General features: G+C 71.1%; 20 protein-coding genes. All 20 read left to right on the top strand.

From position 1 onward, the window contains the following. Positions 1-936 carry a guanylate kinase gene (gene gmk / locus C9992_RS01855; RefSeq protein ID WP_106813891.1) on the top strand — a complete coding sequence of 312 codons (936 nt, stop codon included), beginning with the start codon at positions 1-3 and terminating at the stop codon, positions 934-936. A gap of 104 nt (positions 937-1,040) precedes the next feature. After that, positions 1,041-1,295, top strand: a complete 255-nt coding sequence (gene rpoZ, locus C9992_RS01850) for a DNA-directed RNA polymerase subunit omega (RefSeq protein ID WP_106813890.1) — start codon at positions 1,041-1,043, stop codon at positions 1,293-1,295. 118 nt (positions 1,296-1,413) lie between these two features. Then, complete coding sequence (gene metK / locus C9992_RS01845) at positions 1,414-2,607, top strand: methionine adenosyltransferase (protein WP_106813889.1); 1,194 nt, start codon at positions 1,414-1,416, stop codon at positions 2,605-2,607. A gap of 10 nt (positions 2,608-2,617) precedes the next feature. After that, positions 2,618-4,633, top strand: coding sequence for a primosomal protein N' family DNA-binding protein (locus tag C9992_RS01840; protein WP_407662203.1), 2,016 nt, complete (start codon positions 2,618-2,620; stop codon positions 4,631-4,633). Between the two features lie 21 nt (positions 4,634-4,654). Continuing rightward, positions 4,655-5,578: a methionyl-tRNA formyltransferase gene (gene fmt / locus C9992_RS01835; protein ID WP_106813888.1), complete on the top strand. Its 924-nt coding sequence runs from the start codon at positions 4,655-4,657 to the stop codon at positions 5,576-5,578. After that, positions 5,575-6,945, top strand: a complete 1,371-nt coding sequence (locus C9992_RS01830) for an RsmB/NOP family class I SAM-dependent RNA methyltransferase (RefSeq protein ID WP_106814582.1) — start codon at positions 5,575-5,577, stop codon at positions 6,943-6,945. The genes fmt and C9992_RS01830 overlap by 4 nt, the downstream gene beginning before the upstream one ends. 45 nt (positions 6,946-6,990) lie before the next feature. Beyond that, entirely contained in the window at positions 6,991-7,683 is a 693-nt protein-coding gene (rpe, locus tag C9992_RS01825) for a ribulose-phosphate 3-epimerase (RefSeq protein WP_106813887.1), read from the top strand. A 40-nt stretch (positions 7,684-7,723) separates the two neighbouring features. Next, the gene (locus tag C9992_RS01820) at positions 7,724-8,251 is read left to right on the top strand and encodes a hypothetical protein (RefSeq protein WP_106813886.1); all 528 of its coding nucleotides are present in this window, start codon (positions 7,724-7,726) and stop codon (positions 8,249-8,251) included. A gap of 76 nt (positions 8,252-8,327) precedes the next feature. Continuing rightward, positions 8,328-8,591, top strand: a complete 264-nt coding sequence (locus tag C9992_RS01815) for a phosphoribosyl-ATP diphosphatase (RefSeq protein WP_106814581.1) — start codon at positions 8,328-8,330, stop codon at positions 8,589-8,591. 43 nt (positions 8,592-8,634) lie between these two features. Continuing rightward, complete coding sequence (gene hisG, locus C9992_RS01810) at positions 8,635-9,477, top strand: ATP phosphoribosyltransferase (RefSeq protein ID WP_106813885.1); 843 nt, start codon at positions 8,635-8,637, stop codon at positions 9,475-9,477. 16 nt (positions 9,478-9,493) lie between these two features. Then, a complete protein-coding gene (gene hisF, locus C9992_RS01805; protein ID WP_106813884.1) occupies positions 9,494-10,267 on the top strand; it encodes an imidazole glycerol phosphate synthase subunit HisF in 774 nt (257 codons plus the stop codon). Further along, complete coding sequence (gene hisI / locus C9992_RS01800; protein ID WP_106813883.1) at positions 10,264-10,629, top strand: phosphoribosyl-AMP cyclohydrolase; 366 nt, start codon at positions 10,264-10,266, stop codon at positions 10,627-10,629. The genes hisF and hisI overlap by 4 nt, the downstream gene beginning before the upstream one ends. Further along, complete coding sequence (locus C9992_RS01795) at positions 10,626-11,237, top strand: Trp biosynthesis-associated membrane protein (protein WP_327316578.1); 612 nt, start codon at positions 10,626-10,628, stop codon at positions 11,235-11,237. Before hisI ends, C9992_RS01795 begins: the two co-directional genes overlap by 4 nt. Positions 11,238-11,288: 51 nt before the next feature. Then, positions 11,289-11,519, top strand: a complete 231-nt coding sequence (locus tag C9992_RS01790; RefSeq protein ID WP_106813882.1) for a DUF6704 family protein — start codon at positions 11,289-11,291, stop codon at positions 11,517-11,519. Between the two features lie 2 nt (positions 11,520-11,521). Further along, positions 11,522-12,331, top strand: a complete 810-nt coding sequence (trpC, locus tag C9992_RS01785; protein WP_106813881.1) for an indole-3-glycerol phosphate synthase TrpC — start codon at positions 11,522-11,524, stop codon at positions 12,329-12,331. After that, the gene (gene trpB / locus C9992_RS01780; RefSeq protein ID WP_106813880.1) at positions 12,328-13,593 is read left to right on the top strand and encodes a tryptophan synthase subunit beta; all 1,266 of its coding nucleotides are present in this window, start codon (positions 12,328-12,330) and stop codon (positions 13,591-13,593) included. Before trpC ends, trpB begins: the two co-directional genes overlap by 4 nt. Then, positions 13,590-14,384: a tryptophan synthase subunit alpha gene (gene trpA, locus C9992_RS01775; protein WP_106813879.1), complete on the top strand. Its 795-nt coding sequence runs from the start codon at positions 13,590-13,592 to the stop codon at positions 14,382-14,384. Before trpB ends, trpA begins: the two co-directional genes overlap by 4 nt. 63 nt (positions 14,385-14,447) lie before the next feature. Then, the gene (gene lgt, locus C9992_RS01770; protein WP_106813878.1) at positions 14,448-15,419 is read left to right on the top strand and encodes a prolipoprotein diacylglyceryl transferase; all 972 of its coding nucleotides are present in this window, start codon (positions 14,448-14,450) and stop codon (positions 15,417-15,419) included. A 74-nt stretch (positions 15,420-15,493) separates the two neighbouring features. Beyond that, positions 15,494-20,101, top strand: a complete 4,608-nt coding sequence (gltB, locus tag C9992_RS01765; protein ID WP_106813877.1) for a glutamate synthase large subunit — start codon at positions 15,494-15,496, stop codon at positions 20,099-20,101. Then, on the top strand, positions 20,094-21,560 hold the full coding sequence (locus tag C9992_RS01760) for a glutamate synthase subunit beta (RefSeq protein ID WP_106813876.1): 1,467 nt from the start codon (positions 20,094-20,096) through the stop codon (positions 21,558-21,560). The genes gltB and C9992_RS01760 overlap by 8 nt, the downstream gene beginning before the upstream one ends. Positions 21,561-21,604 lie beyond the last annotated feature (44 nt).

Below are 21,604 nucleotides of genomic sequence, written 5' to 3'. Positions count from 1 at the left end.
ATGCCCGATTCGCGCTCTGTATCCGACGGGGCTCTGCCCCGGAACCCCGGCGCGCAGCCGCCCGACGTCGACAGAGTGGCCGCGTCTCGCCGTGCGGTCGCCGCTCGACGCGAGCGCGCCGCGCTGAAGAAGGATGTCGCGATGCGGGTCATCACGCCGCAGGAGCTGTTGCGGCGCGCCCTGGCCGACCCGGCATCGCCGGCCGGTGCGATGCGCGTGCCCGAATTCCTCACCGCGATCCCCGCGATCGGGGAGGGCAAGCGCGACCGCATCCTGCACGACCTCGAGATCTCGCCGGTGAAGCGCCTGGGCGGGCTCGGCTCGCGCCAGCGCGAGGACCTGCGCCGCTTCCTCGACAGCCGGTGGCCGGAGCTGAAGCCGCGTGGCGGTCGCAGTCGGCTGGTGGTCCTGGCCGGGCCGACCGCCGTGGGCAAGGGGACCGTCGCCGCGCACATCAAGGAGCACCACCCCGAGATCCTGCTCTCCGTCTCGGCCACCACGCGCGCGCCGCGACCGGGCGAGGTCGACGGCGAGCACTACTTCTTCGTCGACGACGCCGAGTTCGACCGCATGATCGCCGCCGGAGAGCTCCTCGAGCACGCGACCGTGCACAACGCCCACCGGTACGGCACCCCGCGAGCCCCGATCGAGAAGGCCCTGGCCGAGGGTCGCACCGTGCTGCTGGAGATCGACCTGCAGGGCGCCCGTCAGGTCCGCCAGGCCGATCCCGCCGCGACGCTCGTGTTCCTGCTGCCTCCCAGCTGGGACGAGCTGGTGCACCGGCTCGTCGGGCGAGGCACCGAGGACGCCGCCGAGCGGGCGCGACGCCTGCGCACCGCGAAGACGGAGCTCGCCTCCCAGGCGGAGTTCGACTACCGGGTCGTCAACGACGACGTGGCGCGCGCCGCAGAGGAGGTCGCGCGCCTCGCGCGGTGAGGCCGGCGCCTGCGCGACGACGGCGTCCCGTAGAATGGTGGGATGCCTCGGCACCCCGAGGCTCCGCAGACTCCACCCCGACATCCGATCCAGGAGGTTTCGCCATGGCCGGAACGAACCAGGGCATCATCGAGCCCCCCATCGACAGCCTGCTCGAGAAGGTCGACTCGAAGTACCAGCTGGTGATCTACGCGGCCAAGCGCGCCCGTCAGATCAACGACTACTACTCGGACCTGCACGAGGGCAACCTGTTCGACAACGTCGGCCCGCTGGTCGACTCCACCGTCGAGGACAAGCCGCTGACGATCGCCCTGCACGAGATCCACGAGGACAAGCTGCGCCTTCGCCGCGCGGAGTGATCCGTTACGACCCGATGCCCTCGAAGACGGAGTTGTCCGTCGTCGGGGGCATACTGGTGTCCGCCCGCGAGTCGGTCGTGCGCGCACGGCGACCGGGTCCACGACTACTGGAGTTTCGATGACCGATCTGCGTCTGTTCACGTCCGAATCCGTCACGGAGGGGCATCCCGACAAGATCTGCGACCAGATCTCGGATTCGATCCTCGACGCGATCCTCACCGCAGACCCCGACGGCCGGGTCGCCGTCGAGACGCTGGTCACGACGGGCCTCGTCCACGTGGCGGGTGAGGTCTCGACGTCGGCGTACGTCGAGATTCCGGCCATCGTGCGAGAGGTCGTGAACCGCATCGGCTACACCTCCAGCGACACCGGCTTCGACGGTGACTCGTGCGGCGTCAGCGTGTCGATCGGCGCGCAGTCCTCCGACATCGCCGCCGGCGTCGACAAGGCGTTCGAGCGCCGCGAAGACGGGTCCGAAGACCCCCACGACCTGCAGGGGGCCGGCGACCAGGGCATCATGTTCGGGTACGCCACGACCGAGACCCCGCAGCTCATGCCCATGGCGGCGTGGACGGCGCACCGCATGGCCGAGCGCCTCGCAGAGGTGCGCCGCTCGGGCGCACTGCCGTTCCTGCGGCCGGACGGCAAGACGCAGGTCACGCTGGGCTACGAGGGCCAGACGCCCCGGACGGTCGAATCCGTCGTGCTGTCCACGCAGCACCACCCCGACATCTCGCAGAAGGCACTGCGCGCCGCGGTTCGCGCGGAGGTGATCGACCCGGTGCTCGAGGCGACCGGGCTGGAGCTGCCGGACGTGAAGTACTACATCAACCCCGCCGGGCCCTTCGTCATCGGGGGCCCCAAGGGCGACGCCGGCCTCACCGGCCGCAAGATCATCATCGACACGTACGGCGGGGCGTCCCGTCACGGCGGCGGCGCCTTCAGCGGGAAGGACCCGTCCAAGGTCGATCGCTCCGCCGCCTACGCGATGCGGTGGGTGGCCAAGAATGCGGTCGCCGCCGGTCTGGCCGACCGCCTCGAGGTGCAGGTCGCGTACGCCATCGGCAAGGCCAAGCCGGTGGGGCTGTACGTCGAGACGTTCGGCACCGGCCGCGTCTCCGACGACGCCATCACATCCGCGATCCTCGAGGTGTTCGACCTGCGCCCCAAGGCGATCATCAATCAGCTCGACCTGTTGCGCCCCATCTACGCGCAGACGGCCGCCTACGGTCACTTCGGCCGTGAGCTGCCCGATTTCACGTGGGAGCGCACCGACCGCGCGGACGCCCTCCGCGCGGCAGCGGGACTCTGACACCGGCCGCGTGACCGCGGTGCACGACGAAGATCACGGGCCCGGCGCCGCCCGCGTGCGCCGCGTCGCCCGCGTGCTGATCGAGTCGCCGTTGCCGCAGCTGGACCGTCTGTTCGACTACGAGATCCCCGCGGAGCTGGCCCACGAGGCGCTGCCGGGTGTGCGCGTGCGGGTGCCGCTGCGCAGCGCCGGACGCGTCGTGGACGGGCTCCTCGTCGAGGTGGGGGAACCGGATGCCTCGGACCGGCCGCTCTCGCAGCTGGAGGCCGTCGTCTCTCCGGTCCCGGTGCTGACCCCGGCCCTGTACTCGCTGGCCCGGCGCGCCGCCGACCGCGCCGCCGGCTCCGCGGGCGACATCCTCCGCCTGGCGATCCCCAAGCGCATGGTGCGCGCCGAGAAGGCCTGGCTCGCGGCGGACCCGCCACCGCATCCGGCGGTCGAGGACGAGCACGTGCAGTGGGCCGATGCCGTCCTGGCCGCGTACCCCGGTCTCACGCAGGCGCTGGACGGCGGCGAGCGGGTCGCGCTCGACGCTCCACCTGTGCCGGCAGCGCTGGCAGACGGTGCCGTGGTCGGCAGCTGGGCGCTCTTGCTGGCGGCGGCGGCGACTCATGCCCTCGTCGCCGGGCGCAGCACGGTCATCGCCGTCCCCGACCACCGGGACCGTGCTCAGCTCGAGGCGGCCCTGGGCGCCCGTGTCCCCGCCGACGCGCTCGTCCGCGACGACGCGAAGCAGAGCGGACCCGCGCGCTACGCGGCATTCCTGCGCACCCTCGCCGACGCCCCCTGTGTCGTGATCGGCAATCGCTCCGCCGTGTATGCGCCGGTCTCGACACTCGGCCTGGTGGCGCTGTGGGACGACGGCGACCCGCTGCTGGCCGAGCCGCTCAGTCCCGGCGTCCACGCGCGCGACGCGGCGCTGCTCAGGCAGGAGCTCGAAGGCGGCGCTCTCCTCTTCGCCGGCCACACGCGCACGACAGACGTGGAGCGGCTGGTGGGGGTCGGCTGGGTCCGCGACGTGCCGCCGGCACGCCGCGTCAGCCCCCGGGTCGTGCTCAGCGCGACGAGGGAGGGTGAATCCCACTCGGCGCGGGTGCCATCCTCGGTGTTCGCGGCCGCGCGTGAGGCATTGGCCACGGGGCCCGTGCTCGTGCAGGTGGCGCGACCGGGGTACGCGCCGGTCCTCGTGTGCGCCCAGTGCCGGCATCCGGCGCGCTGCGCGCATTGCGGCGGACCCCTGCACGCTGCCCGGCACGGCGCCGTGCCGACCTGCTCGTGGTGCGGGCGGTCGGCGCACGCATGGACGTGCCCGCAGTGCTCCTCGACGATGCTCCGGATGGCGTCGTCGGGCAGTGAACGGACCGCCGACGAACTGGGGCGCGCGTTCCCCGGCATCCGCGTCATCGTCGCCGACGGCGACCACCCTGTCGCCGAGGTCGACGGACGGCCCGCCCTGGTGGTCGCCACCCGCGGTGCCGAGCCCCTCGCGGCGGGCGGCTACCGTGCCGTGATCCTGCTGGACGGCGACCGCATGCTCATGGCCGACGATCTTCGCATCGGCGAGTCGTGTCTGCGCTGGTGGTCCAACGCGGCCGCCCTGGCGGCCCCCGGCGCGCCGGTCCACCTCGTCGGCGTGACCGGTGACGTCGCGCGCGCGCTGGCGACATGGACGCAGGCCGCATACGCCCGGGCGGAGCTGGCCGATCGGGCGCCGCTTCGGATGCCGCCGACGGTGCGGGTGGCGGCGGTCGAAGGTCCGCGACGTGCCGTGGACACCGCGCTGCAAGAGCTGCGCCGTGCCGTTCCCGAGCTCGACGCCGACGCGGTGCTCGGGCCGCTCGCGCGCGAGGACACGGTGCGTGCGCTCGTGCGTTTCGAGTACGGCCTCGGGGCGCGGGTGACGGAGAGCCTGCGGGCATCGGTCGTGGGTCATGCCGTCAAGGGCCGCCGTCCCGTCAAGGGACGCCCACCAGGGACCGCCAATACACTGAAGGTCCGGGTCGACGTACCCGATCTCGATCTGTGACCCTCGACGTTCAGGAGCGCCATGCGTCTCGTCTTCGCCGGCACTCCCGCGCCCGCCGTGCCGTCGCTGCGGCGATTGGCCGCGGGCGCGCACGACGTGGTCGCGGTGGTGACCCGGCGGGACGCGCCGATCGGGCGCAAACGCGTGATGACTCCGTCGCCGGTGGCCGTAGCCGCCGACGAGCTGGGTATCCCGGTGATGCGCGCCGACCGGCTGGACACGGACGTCACTGAGCGCATCACCGCGCTGCGCCCCGACCTGGGCGTCATCGTCGCCTACGGAGGTCTCGTCCGCGAGCCGCTCCTGTCGGCGCCCACCCACGGCTGGATCAACCTGCACTTCTCGCTGCTGCCGCGCTGGCGCGGCGCAGCCCCGGTCCAGCACGCCCTCATCGCCGGCGACACCCGCACCGGAGCCAGCGTGTTCCAGCTCGTACCGGAGCTGGACGCGGGCGACGTCTTCGGCGAGACCGCCGTGGACATCCCCGCTGACGCGACGGCGGGAGATCTCCTGAGCACACTCGCCGACGAGGGCGCAGACCTGCTGGCCGGCGTCGTGGACGCGATCGCCGCGGGCTCGGCCGTCGCGCAGCCGCAGCAGGGCGAGCCCACTCTCGCCCCCAAGCTCGGAGACGACGACGGCCGGGTCCGCTGGCAGGAGCCGGCGGCGGCGGTCCTCGGCCGCATCCGCGGAGTCACCCCGGAGCCGGGCGCGCATACGACCATCGACGGGGCGCGCCTCAAGCTGCTCGCGGTGGCGCGTGCTCCCCAGGACGCCCCGCGCCTGGCACCGGGCGCGCTCGCGCTGCACGGGCGGCACGTCATCGCCGGCACCGGGTCGGACCCCATCGTCGTGGAGACGGTCCAGCCGGCCGGCAGAGGACCGATGCGGGCAGCGGACTGGTGGCGGGGCCGGCGCGACACGAGCGCGGTGGCCGGATCGTGAGCCGCGCAGTCGCCGCCCGCCGCGTCGCCTTCGACACCCTGCGGGCCGTGCACGAATCCGACGCGTACGCGAACCTCCTGCTGCCCGCCGCGATCGGACGCGCCGGGCTGTCCACGGCGGACGCGGCACTGGCGACCGAACTGACGTATGGAACGCTGCGGCGTCAGGGCACGTACGACGCCGTCATCGCGATCGCCGCCGATCGGCCGGTGACCGACATCGATCCCGGGGTGCTCGACGCACTGCGGCTCGGCGTGCACCAGCTGCTGTCGACACGTGTCGCGTCGCATGCGGCGGTCCACGAGTCGGTCGAGCTGGCGCGCACCGCCGGCGGCCGCGGTGCCGCGGGGTTCGCGAACGCGGTGCTCCGGCGGGTCTCCCGCGACACGCCGGGGGATTGGATGACCCACGTGGCCGAGAGCGCACGCTCCGATGACGAGCAGCTGGGCCTGCTCTTCTCCCACCCGGTGTGGGTGGTCAGGGCGTTCCGGCGTGCGCTGGCGGCCGAAGGACGCGCGGACGAGCTGGAAGCGCTCCTGACCGCCGACAACGCGTCACCACGCGTGACGATGGCGGCGCTTCCCGACCTGGCGGATGCACCCGGCGACGCGCGCCGGACGCCGTACTCGCCGATCGGCTTCCGCCTGGGCGGTGGCGACCCCGACGCGCTGGTGCGTGGCTCGGGCGGCCGGATCCGCGTGCAGGACGAGGGGTCGCAGCTGGCCGCACTGGCTCTCACGCGCGCCGTCCCCGTCACTGCGGGCGAGCGGTGGCTCGATCTGTGCGCCGGCCCGGGCGGGAAGACCGCAGTCCTGGCCGCGGAGGCCCTCCGCAACGACGCGAGGCTCGAGGCCAACGAGATCTCGCCGGCGCGTGCCGGGCTCGTCCGCCAGGCTCTCGCCGGGGTTCCCATGGACGTGCCGGTGTCGGAGGAGGACGGACGCACACGGGCGGCGGAGGCACCCGGGACGTACGACAGGATCCTCGTCGATGCGCCGTGCACCGGTCTCGGGGCCCTGCGGCGCCGCCCCGAGGCACGCTGGCGCAAATCTCCCAGCGACGTGCCCGCGCTGACCCAGCTGCAGCGGGAACTGCTGGATGCGGCGATCGGCGCGCTGAAGCCGGGCGGGATCGTCGCGTACGTCACGTGCTCGCCGCACCTGGCCGAGACGGCCGGTGTGGTCGCCGACATCCGCCGGGAGTGGGAGGGCGCGCTCGAGGAGGTGTCCGCACGTGAGGTCGTCACTGCCCTGGCCGAAGCCGATCCGGGTCTGCCCGCCCAGGCGGACGGGAGCGGACGCACCCAGCTGTGGCCCCACCGCCACAACACGGACGCCATGTCGATCTCCCTGCTGCGGCGCGTGTGACGCACACCGCCGGGCCCGAGGGCGAGCCTCGACCATAATGGACGCGTGCTCCCCAGCGACGACGACGGCCGCCAGCGCGGCATCCGCATCAATCCCAGCATCCTCGCGGCCGACTTCGTCAACATGCAGTCCGAGCTGGCGCGGATCGGGACCGCAGACTTCGTCCACGTCGACGTGATGGACAACCACTTCGTTCCCAACCTCACCTTCGGACCCCAGATGGTGGAGCGCATCCAGGAGACGAGCCCCGTGCCCCTGGACGTGCATCTGATGATCACCGACCCCGACAGGTGGGCACCGGGCTACGCCGAGCTGGGTGCCGCCTCGGTGACCTTTCACCTGGAAGCGGCCACCGAGCCGGTCGCGCTCGCGCGCCGGCTGCGCGACATCGGCGCCCGCGCGGGGGTCGCCGTGAAACCCGCCACTCCGGTGGACGGGCTGTTCGACCTCCTCGACGATTTCGACCAGGTGCTGGTGATGACCGTCGAACCGGGCTTCGGCGGTCAGTCGTTCATGCCCGAGACCATGCCGAAGCTGCGCCGGCTGGCGGATGAGGCCCGCCGACGGGGATCGTCGGTGTGGCTGCAGGTGGACGGGGGCATCGGCGAGTCGACGATCGCGCAGGCCGCCGAGGCCGGTGCCGACACCTTCGTCGCGGGATCCGCGGTGTTCGGAGCCGGAGACCCCGAAAGAGCGATCGCCGCGCTGCGCGACAGCGCACGCAGTCACATCCACTGACGTCGCCGAACGGACGCGGCGCTGAAGGCGAGGAACGAAGATGACCGCCGATGACGAGGCCACGACCCCCTCACCGCGCCACCGCCGCGGAGCGCGTCGCGTGCTGGATGCCTACAGCGGCGAACACGCCGTCTACGGGCTCGTCCTCGTGACGGCGCTCGTCGCGGTGGGCTGGGAGGAGGACACCGACTTCGAGGTCCTCCTGTTCGTCGTGGGCACCGTGGTCGTCTTCTGGCTCGCGCACATCTACGCGGCCGTGGTGGCCAGCCGGGCGGCGCAGCCCGCGAAGCCGCTGAAGACCGCCGTGGCCGACGGCGCGCGCCACGCCTCCGGAATGCTGGTCGCGATGCTCGTTCCGGCGGCGCTGCTGTTCCTCGGGACGATCGGCCTCATCGAGGAGTACACGGCGTACTTCCTCGCGCTGGGCAGCGGCATCGTCATGCTCGCCGTGATCGGCTACGCCAACGCCGCCCGCAACGGCAGCTCATGGCCGTGGCGCATCGCGGGTGTTCTGACGACCACGGTGATGGGTGCGCTGGTCATCGGTCTCAGCATCCTCGCCCACTGACGCGGCGGCCCGGCACGAGACGCATCGCCGCGGTAACGCGGGCAGGGGCCCCGTGGAAGGGCGATACCCTGGCATGGTGAAGACGTTCGACTCGCTGTACGCCGAGCTCGCCGCGAAGGCGAGCGAGCGCCCCGAGGGATCGGGCACCGTCGCACAGCTGGATGCGGGCGTCCACGCCATCGGGAAGAAGATCGTCGAAGAGGCCGCCGAAGTATGGATGGCGGCCGAGTACGAGTCCACGGATGCCGCGGCCGAGGAGATCTCGCAGCTGCTGTACCACCTGCAGGTGCTCATGCTCGCGAAGGGACTGAGCCTCGAAGACGTCTACCGACATCTCTGAGCGCGCGTCACCTCCCATCCTCGAACCCGAAAGACACGCTGCCATGCTGCGAATCGCCGTGCCGAACAAGGGCTCGCTCGCCGAGACCGCCTCCGAGATGCTCCACGAGGCCGGTTACATCGGTCGTCGCGATCCGAAGGACCTGCACGTCATCGACCCTCAGAACGAGGTCGAGTTCTTCTACCTCCGCCCCAAGGACATCGCCACGTACGTCGGTTCCGGTGCACTGGATGTCGGCATCACCGGACGCGACCTGCTGCTGGATGCCCGAATGCCCGGTGCCCAGGAGATCGAGGCACTGGGCTTCGGCGACTCGACGTTCCGCTTCGCCGGCCCGCCCGGACGCTTCGATGACGTCCACGACCTCGAGGGGGTGCGGGTCGCGACCGCATACCCCGGGCTCGTGGACGCCTTCCTCGACGAGCACGGCGTCGCCGTGGACCTCGTGCCGTTGGACGGCGCCGTCGAATCGGCGGTCCAGCTGGGCGTGGCCGACGCGGTCGCCGACGTCGTCTCCACGGGGACCACGCTGCGCCAGGCCGGACTGGAGATCTTCGGCCCCGTGCTGCTGCAGTCGGAGGCGGTGCTGATCAGTGCGCCGACCGAGGCTGCAGGAACCGAGACGCTGCTGCGCCGGCTGCGCGGGGTCATGGTCGCCCGTCGCTATGTCATGGTCGACTACGACCTTCCCGCTGAGCTCGTCGACGAGGCGGTCAAGATCGCACCGGGAATCGAGTCGCCCACGATCTCCCCGCTGCGGGACGCGGCATGGGTGGCGGTGCGCGTGATGGTCCCGCGCAAGGGCGTCAACCAGGTCATGGACGCGCTCTACGCGATCGGCGCCCGTGCCATCCTCGTCACCGCGATCCACAACGCGAGACTGTGATGCCGGGGGCAGCGTCATGAGCCTGGTGTGCCGCGTCATCCCGTGCCTCGACGTCGCGGGGGGCCGCGTCGTGAAGGGCGTCAACTTCCAGAACCTGCGCGACATGGGCGATCCGGTCGAGCTGGCGCGCGAGTACTTCCGCCAGGGCGCGGACGAGATCACGTTCCTCGACGTCACTGCCACGGTCGACGAGCGCGCCACCACCTACGATGTCGTGCGTCGCACCGCCGAAGAGGTGTTCATCCCGCTCACCGTCGGTGGGGGAGTGCGCTCAGCGGACGACGTCGCCCGGCTGCTGTCGGTCGGCGCCGACAAGATCGGCGTCAACTCCGCCGCCATCGCCCGCCCGCCGCTGCTGGACGAGATCGCCGACCGGTTCGGCGCGCAGGTGCTCGTGCTCTCGCTCGACGTCAAGCGCTCGCCCCGCACTGATTCCGGCTTCGTCGTGACGACCCACGGCGGACGCACCGAGACCGACCTCGACGCCCTCGCGTGGGCACGAGAGGCGATCGATCGCGGTGCCGGCGAGCTCCTGGTCAACTCGATCGACGCCGACGGCACCAAGCAGGGCTTCGACCTCGAACTGGTCGCGCTCATGCGCGAGCTCTCCAGCGTGCCCGTGATCGCGTCCGGCGGCGCCGGCAGTGCCGAAGACTTCGCGCCCGCCATCGCCGCGGGAGCGGATGCCGTGCTCGCAGCGTCGGTCTTCCACTCCGGACAGCTCACAGTGGGCGACGTGAAAGCCGCGATGACGGCCGAGGGGATCGCCGTACGGGAGGTGAGGTCATGACCGAGACGGTGGACGAGCGTGTCGCCCGCGTGGCGTTCAACGCGGACGGCCTGGTCGCCGCGATCATCCAGCAGTGGGACACCCACGAGGTGCTCATGCTCGGCTGGATGGATGCGGAGGCGCTCCGCCGCACCCTCACCGAAGGCCGGGTGACCTTCTGGTCGCGCTCGCGCCAGGAATACTGGCGCAAGGGCGACACGTCGGGCAACATCCAGCTCGTACGCGAAGCGCGGCTGGATTGCGACGGCGACGCGGTGCTGGTGCAGGTCGAGCAGGTCGGACCCGCGTGCCACACCGGCACCCGCACCTGCTTCGACGCCGACGATCTCGGCGCGGTGCGCGGCCCGGAGCTTCCCGCGTGATCCGCAGAGTGCGCCTGCTGGCCGTCGTCGCGACGATCGCGTGCGGCGCGCTCGGTGTGATCTCGTCCACCCAGACCTGGCTGACCGTCGTGCTGCGCGACGGTGCCCACCACGCGCTCGACGTGCCGGGGGCCTCCGCCGTGCCGGTGCTCGCCCCGCTGAGCCTGGCCGTGCTGGCACTGGGCGCGGCACTGTCGATCGTGGGCCTCGCGCTGCGGTACGTCTTCGGCGCTCTGTCGGTCGTGATGGCCGTCGTGCTGGCGTGGCTGACTGCTCGCGTGGTGCTCGAACGCCCGGTCTCGGCGGTCGCGTCGGTCGTGACCGAGGCCACCGGCATCGCCGGTGAGCAGTCCGTCGGCGCGCTGGCCGCCTCCATCACCGCGACCGCCTGGCCCGTCGTCACCCTCGTGGGGTGGGTCCTTCTCGTGCTGGTCGGCGTGTGCGTCCTCGCGACGGCGCACACCTGGTCGCGCACCGGACGCCGCTACCGCACAGACGACGTGTCGCGCACCGGAGCCGCACCCGGTCCCCGCCCGCACGACGCCGCGGGGTCGCGTGCCATCGATGACTGGGACGACCTGTCGCGTGGCCAGGACCCGACCGCCTGACCGCTAGACTGGCGGCATCCCGCGCTTCCCAGGCTTCACGAGGAGATATCCATGAGCAACAACATCGGCGACCCCGGCCACGGACACTCGCCCGCCGCCTGGACGGCCGTCGTGATCATGCTCGTCGCGGTGTCGCTCGGCACCCTCTTCTTCTTCCTCGACATCCCCGCCCTGGTGTGGGCGTCGGCGGCGCTGCTCGTCGTGGGCCTGATCGTCGGCTGGGCCATGGCCAAGGCCGGGTACGGCGTGAACGGCTCGAAGTACGTCGCGAAAGAGCACTGAACATGCTCGCCGACCTGACGGCCGGCGCGGTGGAGGATGCCCAGGCGCGCGCAGCGGCGCGGCCCCTTGCTGCCGTCGAGGCCGCCGCGCAGGCGCAGCGTCCCGCGATCGACGCCCTGGCAGCACTCGCGCCCGCCGACCGCGTGAAGATCATCGCCGAGGTCAAGCGCGCCAGCCCGTCGCGCGGTGACCTCGCCGCGATCCCCGACCCCGCGCTTCAGGCCCGCCGGTACGAAGAGGGCGGCGCGTCAGCCATCTCGGTGCTCACCGAGGGGCGTCGCTTCAAGGGCAGCCTCGCGGACCTCGAAGCCGTCAAGGCCGCCGTATCGCTCCCCGTACTGCGCAAGGACTTCATCGCCACCGAGTACCAGGTGCTCGAGGCACGCGCCTCGGGCGCGGATCTCCTTCTGCTCATCGTGGCTGCGCTGGAGCCCGACACGCTCGCACGGCTGTACGCCCTCACCCGGGATCTCGGGATGACCGCGCTGGTCGAGACGCACTCCGCCGACGAGGTGGATCGTGCCGTCGACCTCGGCGCGCAGCTCATCGGCGTCAACGCGCGCGACCTCTCGACGTTCGAGCTCGACCGCGACCTCTTCGGACGACTGGCGGACCGCATCCCCGCCGGAACGGTGAAGATCGCCGAGTCCGCGGTGCTCGCCCCCGCCGACGTCGCGCACTACCGCGCCGCCGGCGCCGACGTCGTGCTCATCGGCGAGGCTCTCGTCACGAACGATCCCGTCTCGACCCTGCGTGCCTTCCTGGAGGCGGGCGCAGGGCACGGCACGGGTGAACGGAGGGAGACCGCATGAGTCTTCGCGAAGCCCCCGGCCCGCTGTACGGCGAGTTCGGCGGGCGCTACATGCCCGAGTCGCTCATCGCCGCGATCGACGAGCTGACCGCCGAGTATGAGGCGGCCAAGGCCGACCCTGCCTTCCAGGCGGAGTTCGTGCGTCTGCTGCACTCCTACGCCGGCCGGCCGTCGCCCATCACCGAGGTCGCCCGCTTCGCCGAGCACGCCGGTGGCGCCCGCGTGTTCCTCAAGCGTGAGGACCTCAACCACACCGGCTCGCACAAGATCAACAACGTTCTGGGCCAGGCGCTGCTGACCAAGCGACTGGGCAAGACCCGCGTGATCGCCGAGACCGGGGCCGGCCAGCACGGCGTCGCGACCGCCACCGCGGCCGCACTGTTCGGCTTCGACTGCACCATCTACATGGGCGAGGTCGACACCGAGCGCCAGGCGCTCAACGTCGCACGCATGCGTCTGCTGGGCGCGGAGGTGGTGCCCGTCAAGACGGGCTCGCGCACGCTCAAAGACGCCATCAACGACGCCTACCGCGATTGGGTGGCCAGCGTCGAGTCGACGAACTACATCTTCGGCACGGCCGCCGGCCCGCATCCGTTCCCCGCGATGGTGCGCGACTTCCAGAAGGTCATCTCGGAGGAGGCCCGCGCCCAGCTGCTCGACGAAGCCGGCCGGCTCCCCGACGCCGTCCTCGCGTGCGTGGGCGGGGGCTCCAACGCGATCGGCATGTTCGACGCGTTCCTCGACGACGAGGGCGTCAAGCTCTACGGTGTCGAAGCCGCCGGCGACGGCGTCGACACGCCTCGGCACGCCGCCTCCATCGAGCGCGGCCGCCCGGGCGTGCTGCACGGCGCCAAGACCTACGTCCTGCAGGACGAGGACGGCCAGACCGTCGAGTCGCACTCCATCTCTGCCGGCCTGGACTATCCCGGAGTCGGTCCGGAGCACGCGTGGCTGGCGTCGATCGGCCGCGCCGAGTACATCCCGGCCACCGACGACGAGGCGATGCAGGCGCTGCGCCTGCTCTCGGAGACCGAGGGGATCATCCCCGCGATCGAGTCCGCCCATGCGCTGGCCGGCGCGCTGCGGATCGGGCGCGAACTCGGACCCGACGCGATCCTCGCCGTATGCCTGTCCGGCAGGGGCGATAAGGACATGGACACCGCCGCGCGCTACTTCCAGCTCTACGACGACGGGACGGATGCCGCGGCCGCGGCCACCGCGCCGCACGACGACGCCGCCAAAGGCGAGGGGGAGAAGCTGTGACCTCGCGCGTCGCCGCGGCGATCGAGGCCGCCCACGCCGCCGGCCGGGGCGCGTTCGTCGGCTATCTGCCGCTCGGATACCCCGACCTGCCCACCAGCATCGACGCGGCCGTCACCCTCGCCGAGAACGGCGCCGACATCCTCGAGCTGGGTCCGCCGTACTCCGACCCCGTGATGGACGGCACGGTCATCCAGGAGGCGACGCAGGAAGCGCTGGCGCGCGGGTTCCGGATGCGCGACACCTTCACGGCGGTGCGCGAGATCACGCGCCGCGTCGACGTCCCGGTGCTCGTCATGACGTACTGGAACCCGGTGATGCAGTACGGGATCGACCGGTACGCAGACGACCTGCTCGCCGCCGGGGGAGCGGGGCTCATCACACCAGACATCACGCCCGAAGCGGCACCCGAGTGGATCGGCGCGAGCGAGCGCACGGGGCTGGATCGCGTCTTCCTCGCGGCACCGACGTCCACCGATGAGCGGCTGAACCTCATCGTGGGCAGCTCGACGGGCTTCGTGTACACCGTGTCGACCATGGGAATCACCGGCGAGCGGGCGCAGCTGGATGCCGCGGCCCGCACGCTCGTCGCGCGGCTGCGCGAGCACGGGGCCCAGCACGCGTGCGTGGGCATCGGCATCTCCAACGCCGAGCAGGTCGCCGGAGTGCTCGATTACGCCGACGGCGCCATCGTCGGCACCGCGCTCGTGCGCGCGCTCCGCGACGGCGGACTCGAGGGCCTCGCCACCACCGCACGCAGCCTCGCCGCAGGCACCGCGCGCCGAGCCAACTAGACTCTTCAGGTCGGCGGGCGCCGCCGACCCCTCAGCACGGATCCACCAAGGACACGGTTCTCCATGATCAACGCCGCCGCGAGCGTCGTCGCCAGCATCCCGAGCCCGTCGATCAGCTACTTCGACATCGGGCCCCTGCGGATCCACATCTACGCGCTCTGCATCATCACCGGCATCATCGTCGCGGTGCTGTGGACCAACGCCCGCCTGACCAAGCGCGGCGCCGAGCCGTGGGTCGTGATCGACATCGCGCTGCTGGCCGTGCCCCTGGCGATCATCTGCGCGCGCATCTACCACGTCCTCACGCACTGGAGCTTCTACTTCGGCGAGGGCGCCAACCCCTGGTCGGCGCTGTTCATCTGGGAGGGCGGCATCGCGATCTACGGCGCCCTCATCGGCGGCGCCGTCGGCGCGTGGCTGGGATGCCGCTGGACCGGCATCCGGTTCTGGACGTTCGCGGACGCCCTCGCCCCCGGCCTGCTGCTCGCCCAGGCGATCGGCCGCTTCGGCAACTGGTTCAACCAGGAGCTGTTCGGCCTGCCCACGGACGTGCCGTGGGGACTGGAGATCGACTACCCCAACCCCGCCTGGCCGATCGGCCTGCCGGAGGGCACCCTCTTCCACCCGACGTTCCTGTACGAGGTGATCTGGAACGCTCTCGGCGTCATCGTGATCGTGTGGGCAGGTCGCCGCTTCCGCCTGCAGTGGGGGCGCCTGTTCGCGGTCTACCTGATGTGGTACAGCGCGGGGCGCATCGTGTGGGAGTCGATCCGCATCGATCCCAGCGACATCTTCCTCGGCATCCGCACCAACGTGTGGGCGGCCATCCTCGGGGTGCTGCTGGGTCTGTTCATCTTCTTCGTGCAGAAGCGCCGCCACCCCGGCTTCGAGCCGTCGCCGTATGTGCCCGGCCGCGAGTGGAAGGCCGGACAGGCTGTACAATCGCAGGACACCGACGACTTCGTCGACGTCAGCGAACCCCCGGCGTCCGAGGTCGAAGAGGTCAGCGCCACAAGCACCCCTGCCACCAAGTAACGCTGCTCACTCCCGAAGAGCGCGCCCAGGGCCGACGTCGTCCCATCTTGACTATCAACGTGAGGACGGTAGGTATGGCTTCGAGCCCCCGTCACGTCGCCTTCCCGGAGGCGATCACCCCTGCTTCGTCCGGCCGAGCCGGCTTTCCGCAGAAGCAGGGGATGTACAACCCGGCCTTCGAGAAGGACGCCTGCGGCCTGGCGATGGTCGCGACCCTTCGCGGCGAAGCCGGGCACGACATCATCGACCTGGCGCTGACGGCCCTGCGCAACCTCGAGCACCGCGGCGCGATCGGCTCGGACGCGGGCACCGGCGACGGCGCCGGCATCCTGACGCAGATGCCCGACGCGTTCCTGCGCGCGGTCGTGGACTTCGACTTGCCGCCGGTCGGGGAATACGCGGCCGGTATGGCCTTCCTCCCGCGCGACGATGAGGCTCGCGCGGCACAGAAGGCCGGCATCGAGCGGATCGCGGCATCCGAGAACCTGACCGTGCTCGGGTGGCGCGAGGTGCCCACCGCCGACGAGAACCTCGGCAAGCTGGCGTTCGAGGCGCGGCCGGTGTTCGAGCAGCTCTTCGTCTCACGGCCGTCGGTCGGCGACCAGCCGGCGCTTTCGGGCATCGCGCTGGATCGCCGCACGTTCCGGCTGCGCAAGCGCGCACGCACCGAGCTGGACGCGTACTTCGTCTCGCTCTCGGCGCGGACCCTGGGCTACAAGGGCATGGTCACCACGCTCCAGCTCGAGCCCTTCTACCCCGACCTGCAGGACGAGCGCTTCGCCTCCGAACTCGCCGTCGTGCACTCGCGGTACTCCACCAACACGTTCCCGTCGTGGCCGCTCGCGCAGCCGCTGCGCATGCTCGCGCACAACGGTGAGATCAACACGGTCAACGGCAACCGCAACTGGATGCGCGCGCGCCAGTCGCAGCTGGAGTCGGAGCTGCTCGGCGACATCCGTCCGCTGCTGCCCATCTGCACCGAGGGAGCCAGCGACTCGGCATCCTTCGACGAGGTGCTGGAGCTTCTGACCCTCACCGGGCGGAGCCTCCCGCACGCGATCATGATGATGGTGCCGGAGGCCTACGAGAAGCAGGCCGACATCGACCCCAAGCTGCGGGCGTTCTACGAGTTCCACTCCATGCAGATGGAGCCGTGGGACGGCCCGGCCGCACTCATCTTCACCGACGGCACCCTCGTGGGCGCGACGCTCGACCGCAACGGTCTGCGTCCCGGCCGCTGGACCGAGACCACCGACGGGCTGGTCGTCATCGGGAGCGAGACCGGCGTCCTGGACTTCGCCCCCGAGCGCATCAAGCGCCGCGGACGGCTGCGGCCGGGCCGCATGTTCCTCGTCGACACGGCTCAGCGCCGCATCATCGAGGACGACGAGATCAAGGCGCAGCTGGCCGACCTCGAGCCGTGGCAGGAATGGCTCGACGCGGGCCGCGTGCGACTGGCCGACCTCCCCGAGCGCGAGCACATCGTGCATCCCATCGCCTCGATCACGCGCCGCCAGCGCACGTTCGGGTACACCGAGGAGGAGGTCCGCATCCTCCTCACGCCCATGGGCCAGACGGGTGCCGAGCCTCTCGGGGCCATGGGATCCGACACCCCGGTCGCCGTCCTCAGCGAGCGTCCGCGGCTGCTGTTCGACTACTTCACGCAGCAGTTCGCACAGGTGACGAACCCTCCGCTGGACTCGATCCGCGAGGAGGTGGTGACCTCCCTCGCGCTCGGGCTGGGGCCGGAGCGCAACCTCCTCGAGTGGGGTCCTGAGCACACCCGCGTCGTCACACTGGACTTCCCGGTGATCGACAACGACGAGCTCGCGAAGATCCAGCACATCGACATCGCCCTCCCGGGGCGCACCTCGGTGACCATCCGCGGCCTGTACCGCGTGGAGGCCGGGCACAAGGGCATGAAGAAGCGCCTGGAGCAGATGTGCCAGGAGGTCGACCAGGCCATCGAGGACGGCGCCGAGTTCATCGTGCTCTCCGACCGCGACTCCAACAAGGACCTCGCCCCGATCCCGTCGCTGCTCATGCTGGCAGCGGTGCACCACCACCTCATCCGCAAGCAGACCCGCATGAAGTGCGGTCTGGTGGTCGAGGCCGGCGACGTGCGGGAAGTCCATCACGTCGCGACCCTGATCGGGTACGGCGCGTCCGCCGTCAACCCCTACCTGGCGATGGAGACCGTCGAGTACCTCGTGCGCGCCGGCTTCATCACCGGCATCGCGCCCGAGAAGGCCGTCAAGAACCTGATCTACGCCCTCGGCAAGGGCGTGCTGAAGATCATGTCGAAGATGGGCATCTCGACCGTCTCCTCGTACGCCGGCGCCCAGGTGTTCGAGGCTGTCGGGCTCTCGCAGGATTTCGTCGACACCTACTTCACGGGAACCGAGTCCAAGCTCGGCGGCGTCGGACTCGACGTCATCGCCGCCGAAAACGCCGCGCGGCACGCCTACGCATATCCGCAGGATGCCGCTGTCCGCGCCCACGAACGGCTCTGGACCGGCGGCGAGTACCAGTGGCGGCGCGACGGCTCCCCGCACCTGTTCAACCCCGAGACGGTCTTCCGGCTGCAGCACTCGACGCGGACCCGTCGGTACGACATCTTCCGCGAGTACACCAAGCTCGTCGACGACCAGGCGCAGGAGCTGAAGACGCTCCGCGGCTTGTTCGGGCTGAAGACGCAGGGCCGCACACCCATCCCCATCGACGAGGTCGAGCCCGTGTCGTCGATCGTGAAGCGCTTCTCGACCGGAGCGATGAGCTACGGCTCCATCTCGAAGGAGGCGCACGAGACGCTCGCGATCGCGATGAACCGCCTGGGTGCGAAGTCCAACACCGGCGAGGGCGGCGAGGATGTGGATCGCCTGCTGGACCCGGAGCGGCGCAGCGCCATCAAGCAGGTCGCCTCCGGCCGCTTCGGCGTGACGAGCCTCTACCTCACCGAGGCCGACGACATCCAGATCAAGCTCGCGCAGGGCGCCAAGCCGGGCGAGGGCGGGCAGCTGCCCCCGACCAAGGTGTACCCGTGGGTGGCGCGCACCCGTCACGCCACCGCCGGGGTCGGCCTCATTTCGCCGCCGCCTCACCACGACATCTACTCGATCGAAGACCTCAAGCAGCTGATCTTCGATCTCAAGCGCGCCAATCCCGGCGCGCGGGTGCACGTGAAGCTGGTGAGCCAGTCGGGCATCGGCGCGGTCGCCGCAGGCACCGCGAAAGCCCTCGCAGACGTGATCCTCGTCTCGGGCCACGACGGCGGCACCGGTGCGAGCCCGCTGAACTCGCTCAAGCACGCCGGCACCCCGTGGGAGCTGGGCCTGGCCGAGACGCAGCAGACGCTCATGCTCAACGGCATGCGGGACCGCGTGGTCGTGCAGGTCGACGGCCAGCTGAAGACCGGGCGCGATGTCATCATCGGGGCCCTCCTGGGCGCCGAGGAGTTCGGCTTCGCCACCGCGCCGCTGGTGGTCTCCGGCTGCATCATGATGCGGGTCTGTCACCTGGACACGTGCCCCGTGGGTGTGGCGACGCAGAACCCGGTCCTGCGCTCCCGCTTCACGGGCAAGCCCGAGTTCGTCGTGAACTTCATGGAGTTCATCGCCGAAGAGGTGCGGGAGTACCTCGCACAGCTCGGCTTCCGCACGCTCGACGAGGCGATCGGGCGCACCGATCTGCTGGACGTCGACGGCGCCGTGCAGCACTGGAAGGCGAGCGGGCTCGACCTGCGTCCGGTGCTCGAGGGCCCGGTGTTCGCCGCCGACGAGCCCCGTCGCAACACGACGGGCCAGAAGCACGACCTGGAGGAGCACTTCGACGTCGCGCTGCTGGAGCGCGCGCAGGACGTGATCGCCCACGGTGGCCGGATCACGATCGACCTGCCGATCCGCAACACCGAGCGCGCGGTCGGCACGCTGCTGGGTCACCACGTCACGCGGGCTCACGGCGAGAACGGGCTGCCCTCCGGCAGCATCGTCGTGAACCTCACCGGGTCCGCCGGGCAGTCCTTCGGCGCGTTCATGCCCGCCGGCATCACGCTGCGACTCGAGGGCGACTCGAACGACTATGTCGGCAAGGGTCTCTCGGGCGGGCAGATCGTGATCCGGCCGCCCCGGGCAGCCGGCTTCGACGCGTCGAAGAACGTCATCGCCGGCAACGTCATCGGCTACGGGGCGACGCAGGGCACGATGTTCCTGCGCGGCGTCGTGGGGGAGCGGTTCTTCGTCCGCAACTCGGGGGCGACGGCGGTGGTCGAGGGAGTGGGAGACCACGCGCTCGAGTACATGACCGGCGGTCTGGCCGTGATCCTCGGGGCGACGGGGCGCAACCTCGGCGCCGGCATGTCGGGCGGCACCGCCTACGTGTACCGGCTGGACAGCAAGCTCGTCAATCGTGAGGCGCTGACCTCCGGCGAGCTCGAACTCGGCGAACTGGGCTCCGGTGATGCCGAGATCCTCCGCGATCTGCTCGAGCAGCACGTCGCGGAGACCGAATCGACTCTCGCCCAGGCTCTCCTCGACGACTTCGAGGCCGAGCTGGGCAACTTCGTCCGGGTTCTGCCGCGCGACTACGCCGCGGTGCTGCAGACCCGCCAGGAGGCGGTCGCCGAGGGGCTGGACCCCGACGGCGACGTCGTCTGGAACCGCATCCTGGAGGTGACGGGTGGCTGACCCGAAGGGCTTTCTCAAGGTCACCGAGCGCGAGCTGCCGCCGCGGCGGCCCGTGCCGGTGCGCATCATGGACTGGAAAGAGGTCTATGAGCCGGGCGACTCGGCCGTGCTTCGCCGGCAGGCGGGGCGCTGCATGGACTGCGGCATCCCCTTCTGCCACAAGGGCTGCCCGCTCGGGAACCTCATTCCGGAGTGGAACGACCTGACCTGGCGCGGCGAGGGGCGCGCGGCCAGCGAGCGCTTGCACGCAACGAACAACTTCCCGGAGTTCACGGGCAGGCTGTGCCCCGCTCCGTGCGAGAGCGCGTGCGTGCTGGGCATCAACCAGCCCGCCGTCACGATCAAGCAGGTCGAGGTCTCGATCGCCGACGAGGCGTTCGCGAACGGGTGGATCGAGCCGGAGCCGCCGGGGCGCCTGACCGGCAAGACGGTCGCCGTCGTGGGCTCCGGGCCCGCGGGACTGGCCGCCGCCCAGCAGCTGACCCGCGCCGGCCACACCGTCGCGGTGTTCGAGCGGGACGACCGCATCGGCGGGCTGCTGCGCTACGGCATCCCGGACTTCAAGATGGAGAAGAAGCACCTCGAGGCGCGGCTTCGCCAGATGCAGGACGAGGGCACCCGCTTCCGCGCCGGCGTCGAGATCGGCAAGGACATCTCGTGGGCCGACCTGCGCGCCCGCTACGACGCCGTGGTCATCGCGACCGGCTCCACCGTGCCGCGCGACCTGCCGATCCCCGGGCGTGACCTCGCCGGCGTGCACTTCGCGATGGAGTACCTCGTCGAGTCGAACAAGGCGGTGGCCGGCGATGCGGTGCCGAACCAGATCACCGCGGAGGGCAAGCACGTGGTCGTCATCGGCGGCGGTGACACCGGTGCGGACTGCATCGGGACCGCCCACCGCCACGGTGCGCTCAGCGTGACCAACCTCGCGATCGGCCGGCGCCCTCCGGGTGAGCGTCCCGAGCACCAGCCGTGGCCGATGGACCCGACGCTGTTCGAGGTGCAGTCGGCGCACGAGGAGGGCGGCGAGCGGTCCTACCTCGCCTCCACCGTCGAGTTCCTCGGCAACGAGGCGGGCGAAGTCCGCGCGCTGCGTGTGGCCGAGACGGAGTTCGTCGACGGTCGTCGCGTGCCCAAGAGCGGCACCGAGCGTGAGATCCCGGCCGACCTCGTGCTGATCGCCATGGGCTTCACCGGCCCCGAGCAGGCGCTGCTCGAGGACCAGCTCGGCACGCGCTTCACCGAGCGCGGGAACGTCCGCCGCGAGGGCGACTACCAGACGACCGCTCCCGGTGTGTTCGTCGCCGGCGACGCCGGTCGCGGACAGTCGCTCATCGTGTGGGCGATCGCCGAGGGACGCGCCGTCGCCGCCAGCGTCGACCGCTACCTCATGGGCGAGACGGAGCTGCCCGCCCCGGTCCGCCCCACCGATGTCGCCATCGGCCTGCAGCCCGCGTAGGCTGGCCGAGGCACTCGCCAATTCACCCCAACCCGGAGAAAACC

The sequence above is a fragment of the Microbacterium timonense genome (assembly GCF_900292075.1).
In the GTDB taxonomy this organism is placed as follows: Bacteria; Actinomycetota; Actinomycetes; order Actinomycetales; family Microbacteriaceae; genus Microbacterium; species Microbacterium timonense.
Note: the sequence above shows the minus strand (reverse complement) of the source record. Positions and strands in the feature narration are given on the sequence as shown.

What these genes read in the sequence shown, in the direction of transcription:
- gltB (WP_106813877.1), top strand. Translation starts at nt 15,494, where the DNA reads ATGGCTTCGAGCCCCCGTCACGTCGCCTTCCCGGAGGCGATCACCCCT.
- gmk (WP_106813891.1), top strand. Translation starts at nt 1, where the DNA reads ATGCCCGATTCGCGCTCTGTATCCGACGGGGCTCTGCCCCGGAACCCC.
- trpC (WP_106813881.1), top strand. Translation starts at nt 11,522, where the DNA reads ATGCTCGCCGACCTGACGGCCGGCGCGGTGGAGGATGCCCAGGCGCGC.
- trpB (WP_106813880.1), top strand. Translation starts at nt 12,328, where the DNA reads ATGAGTCTTCGCGAAGCCCCCGGCCCGCTGTACGGCGAGTTCGGCGGG.
- fmt (WP_106813888.1), top strand. Translation starts at nt 4,655, where the DNA reads ATGCGTCTCGTCTTCGCCGGCACTCCCGCGCCCGCCGTGCCGTCGCTG.
- lgt (WP_106813878.1), top strand. Translation starts at nt 14,448, where the DNA reads ATGATCAACGCCGCCGCGAGCGTCGTCGCCAGCATCCCGAGCCCGTCG.
- metK (WP_106813889.1), top strand. Translation starts at nt 1,414, where the DNA reads ATGACCGATCTGCGTCTGTTCACGTCCGAATCCGTCACGGAGGGGCAT.
- hisI (WP_106813883.1), top strand. Translation starts at nt 10,264, where the DNA reads ATGACCGAGACGGTGGACGAGCGTGTCGCCCGCGTGGCGTTCAACGCG.
- C9992_RS01820 (WP_106813886.1), top strand. Translation starts at nt 7,724, where the DNA reads ATGACCGCCGATGACGAGGCCACGACCCCCTCACCGCGCCACCGCCGC.
- C9992_RS01790 (WP_106813882.1), top strand. Translation starts at nt 11,289, where the DNA reads ATGAGCAACAACATCGGCGACCCCGGCCACGGACACTCGCCCGCCGCC.
- hisG (WP_106813885.1), top strand. Translation starts at nt 8,635, where the DNA reads ATGCTGCGAATCGCCGTGCCGAACAAGGGCTCGCTCGCCGAGACCGCC.
- rpoZ (WP_106813890.1), top strand. Translation starts at nt 1,041, where the DNA reads ATGGCCGGAACGAACCAGGGCATCATCGAGCCCCCCATCGACAGCCTG.
- hisF (WP_106813884.1), top strand. Translation starts at nt 9,494, where the DNA reads ATGAGCCTGGTGTGCCGCGTCATCCCGTGCCTCGACGTCGCGGGGGGC.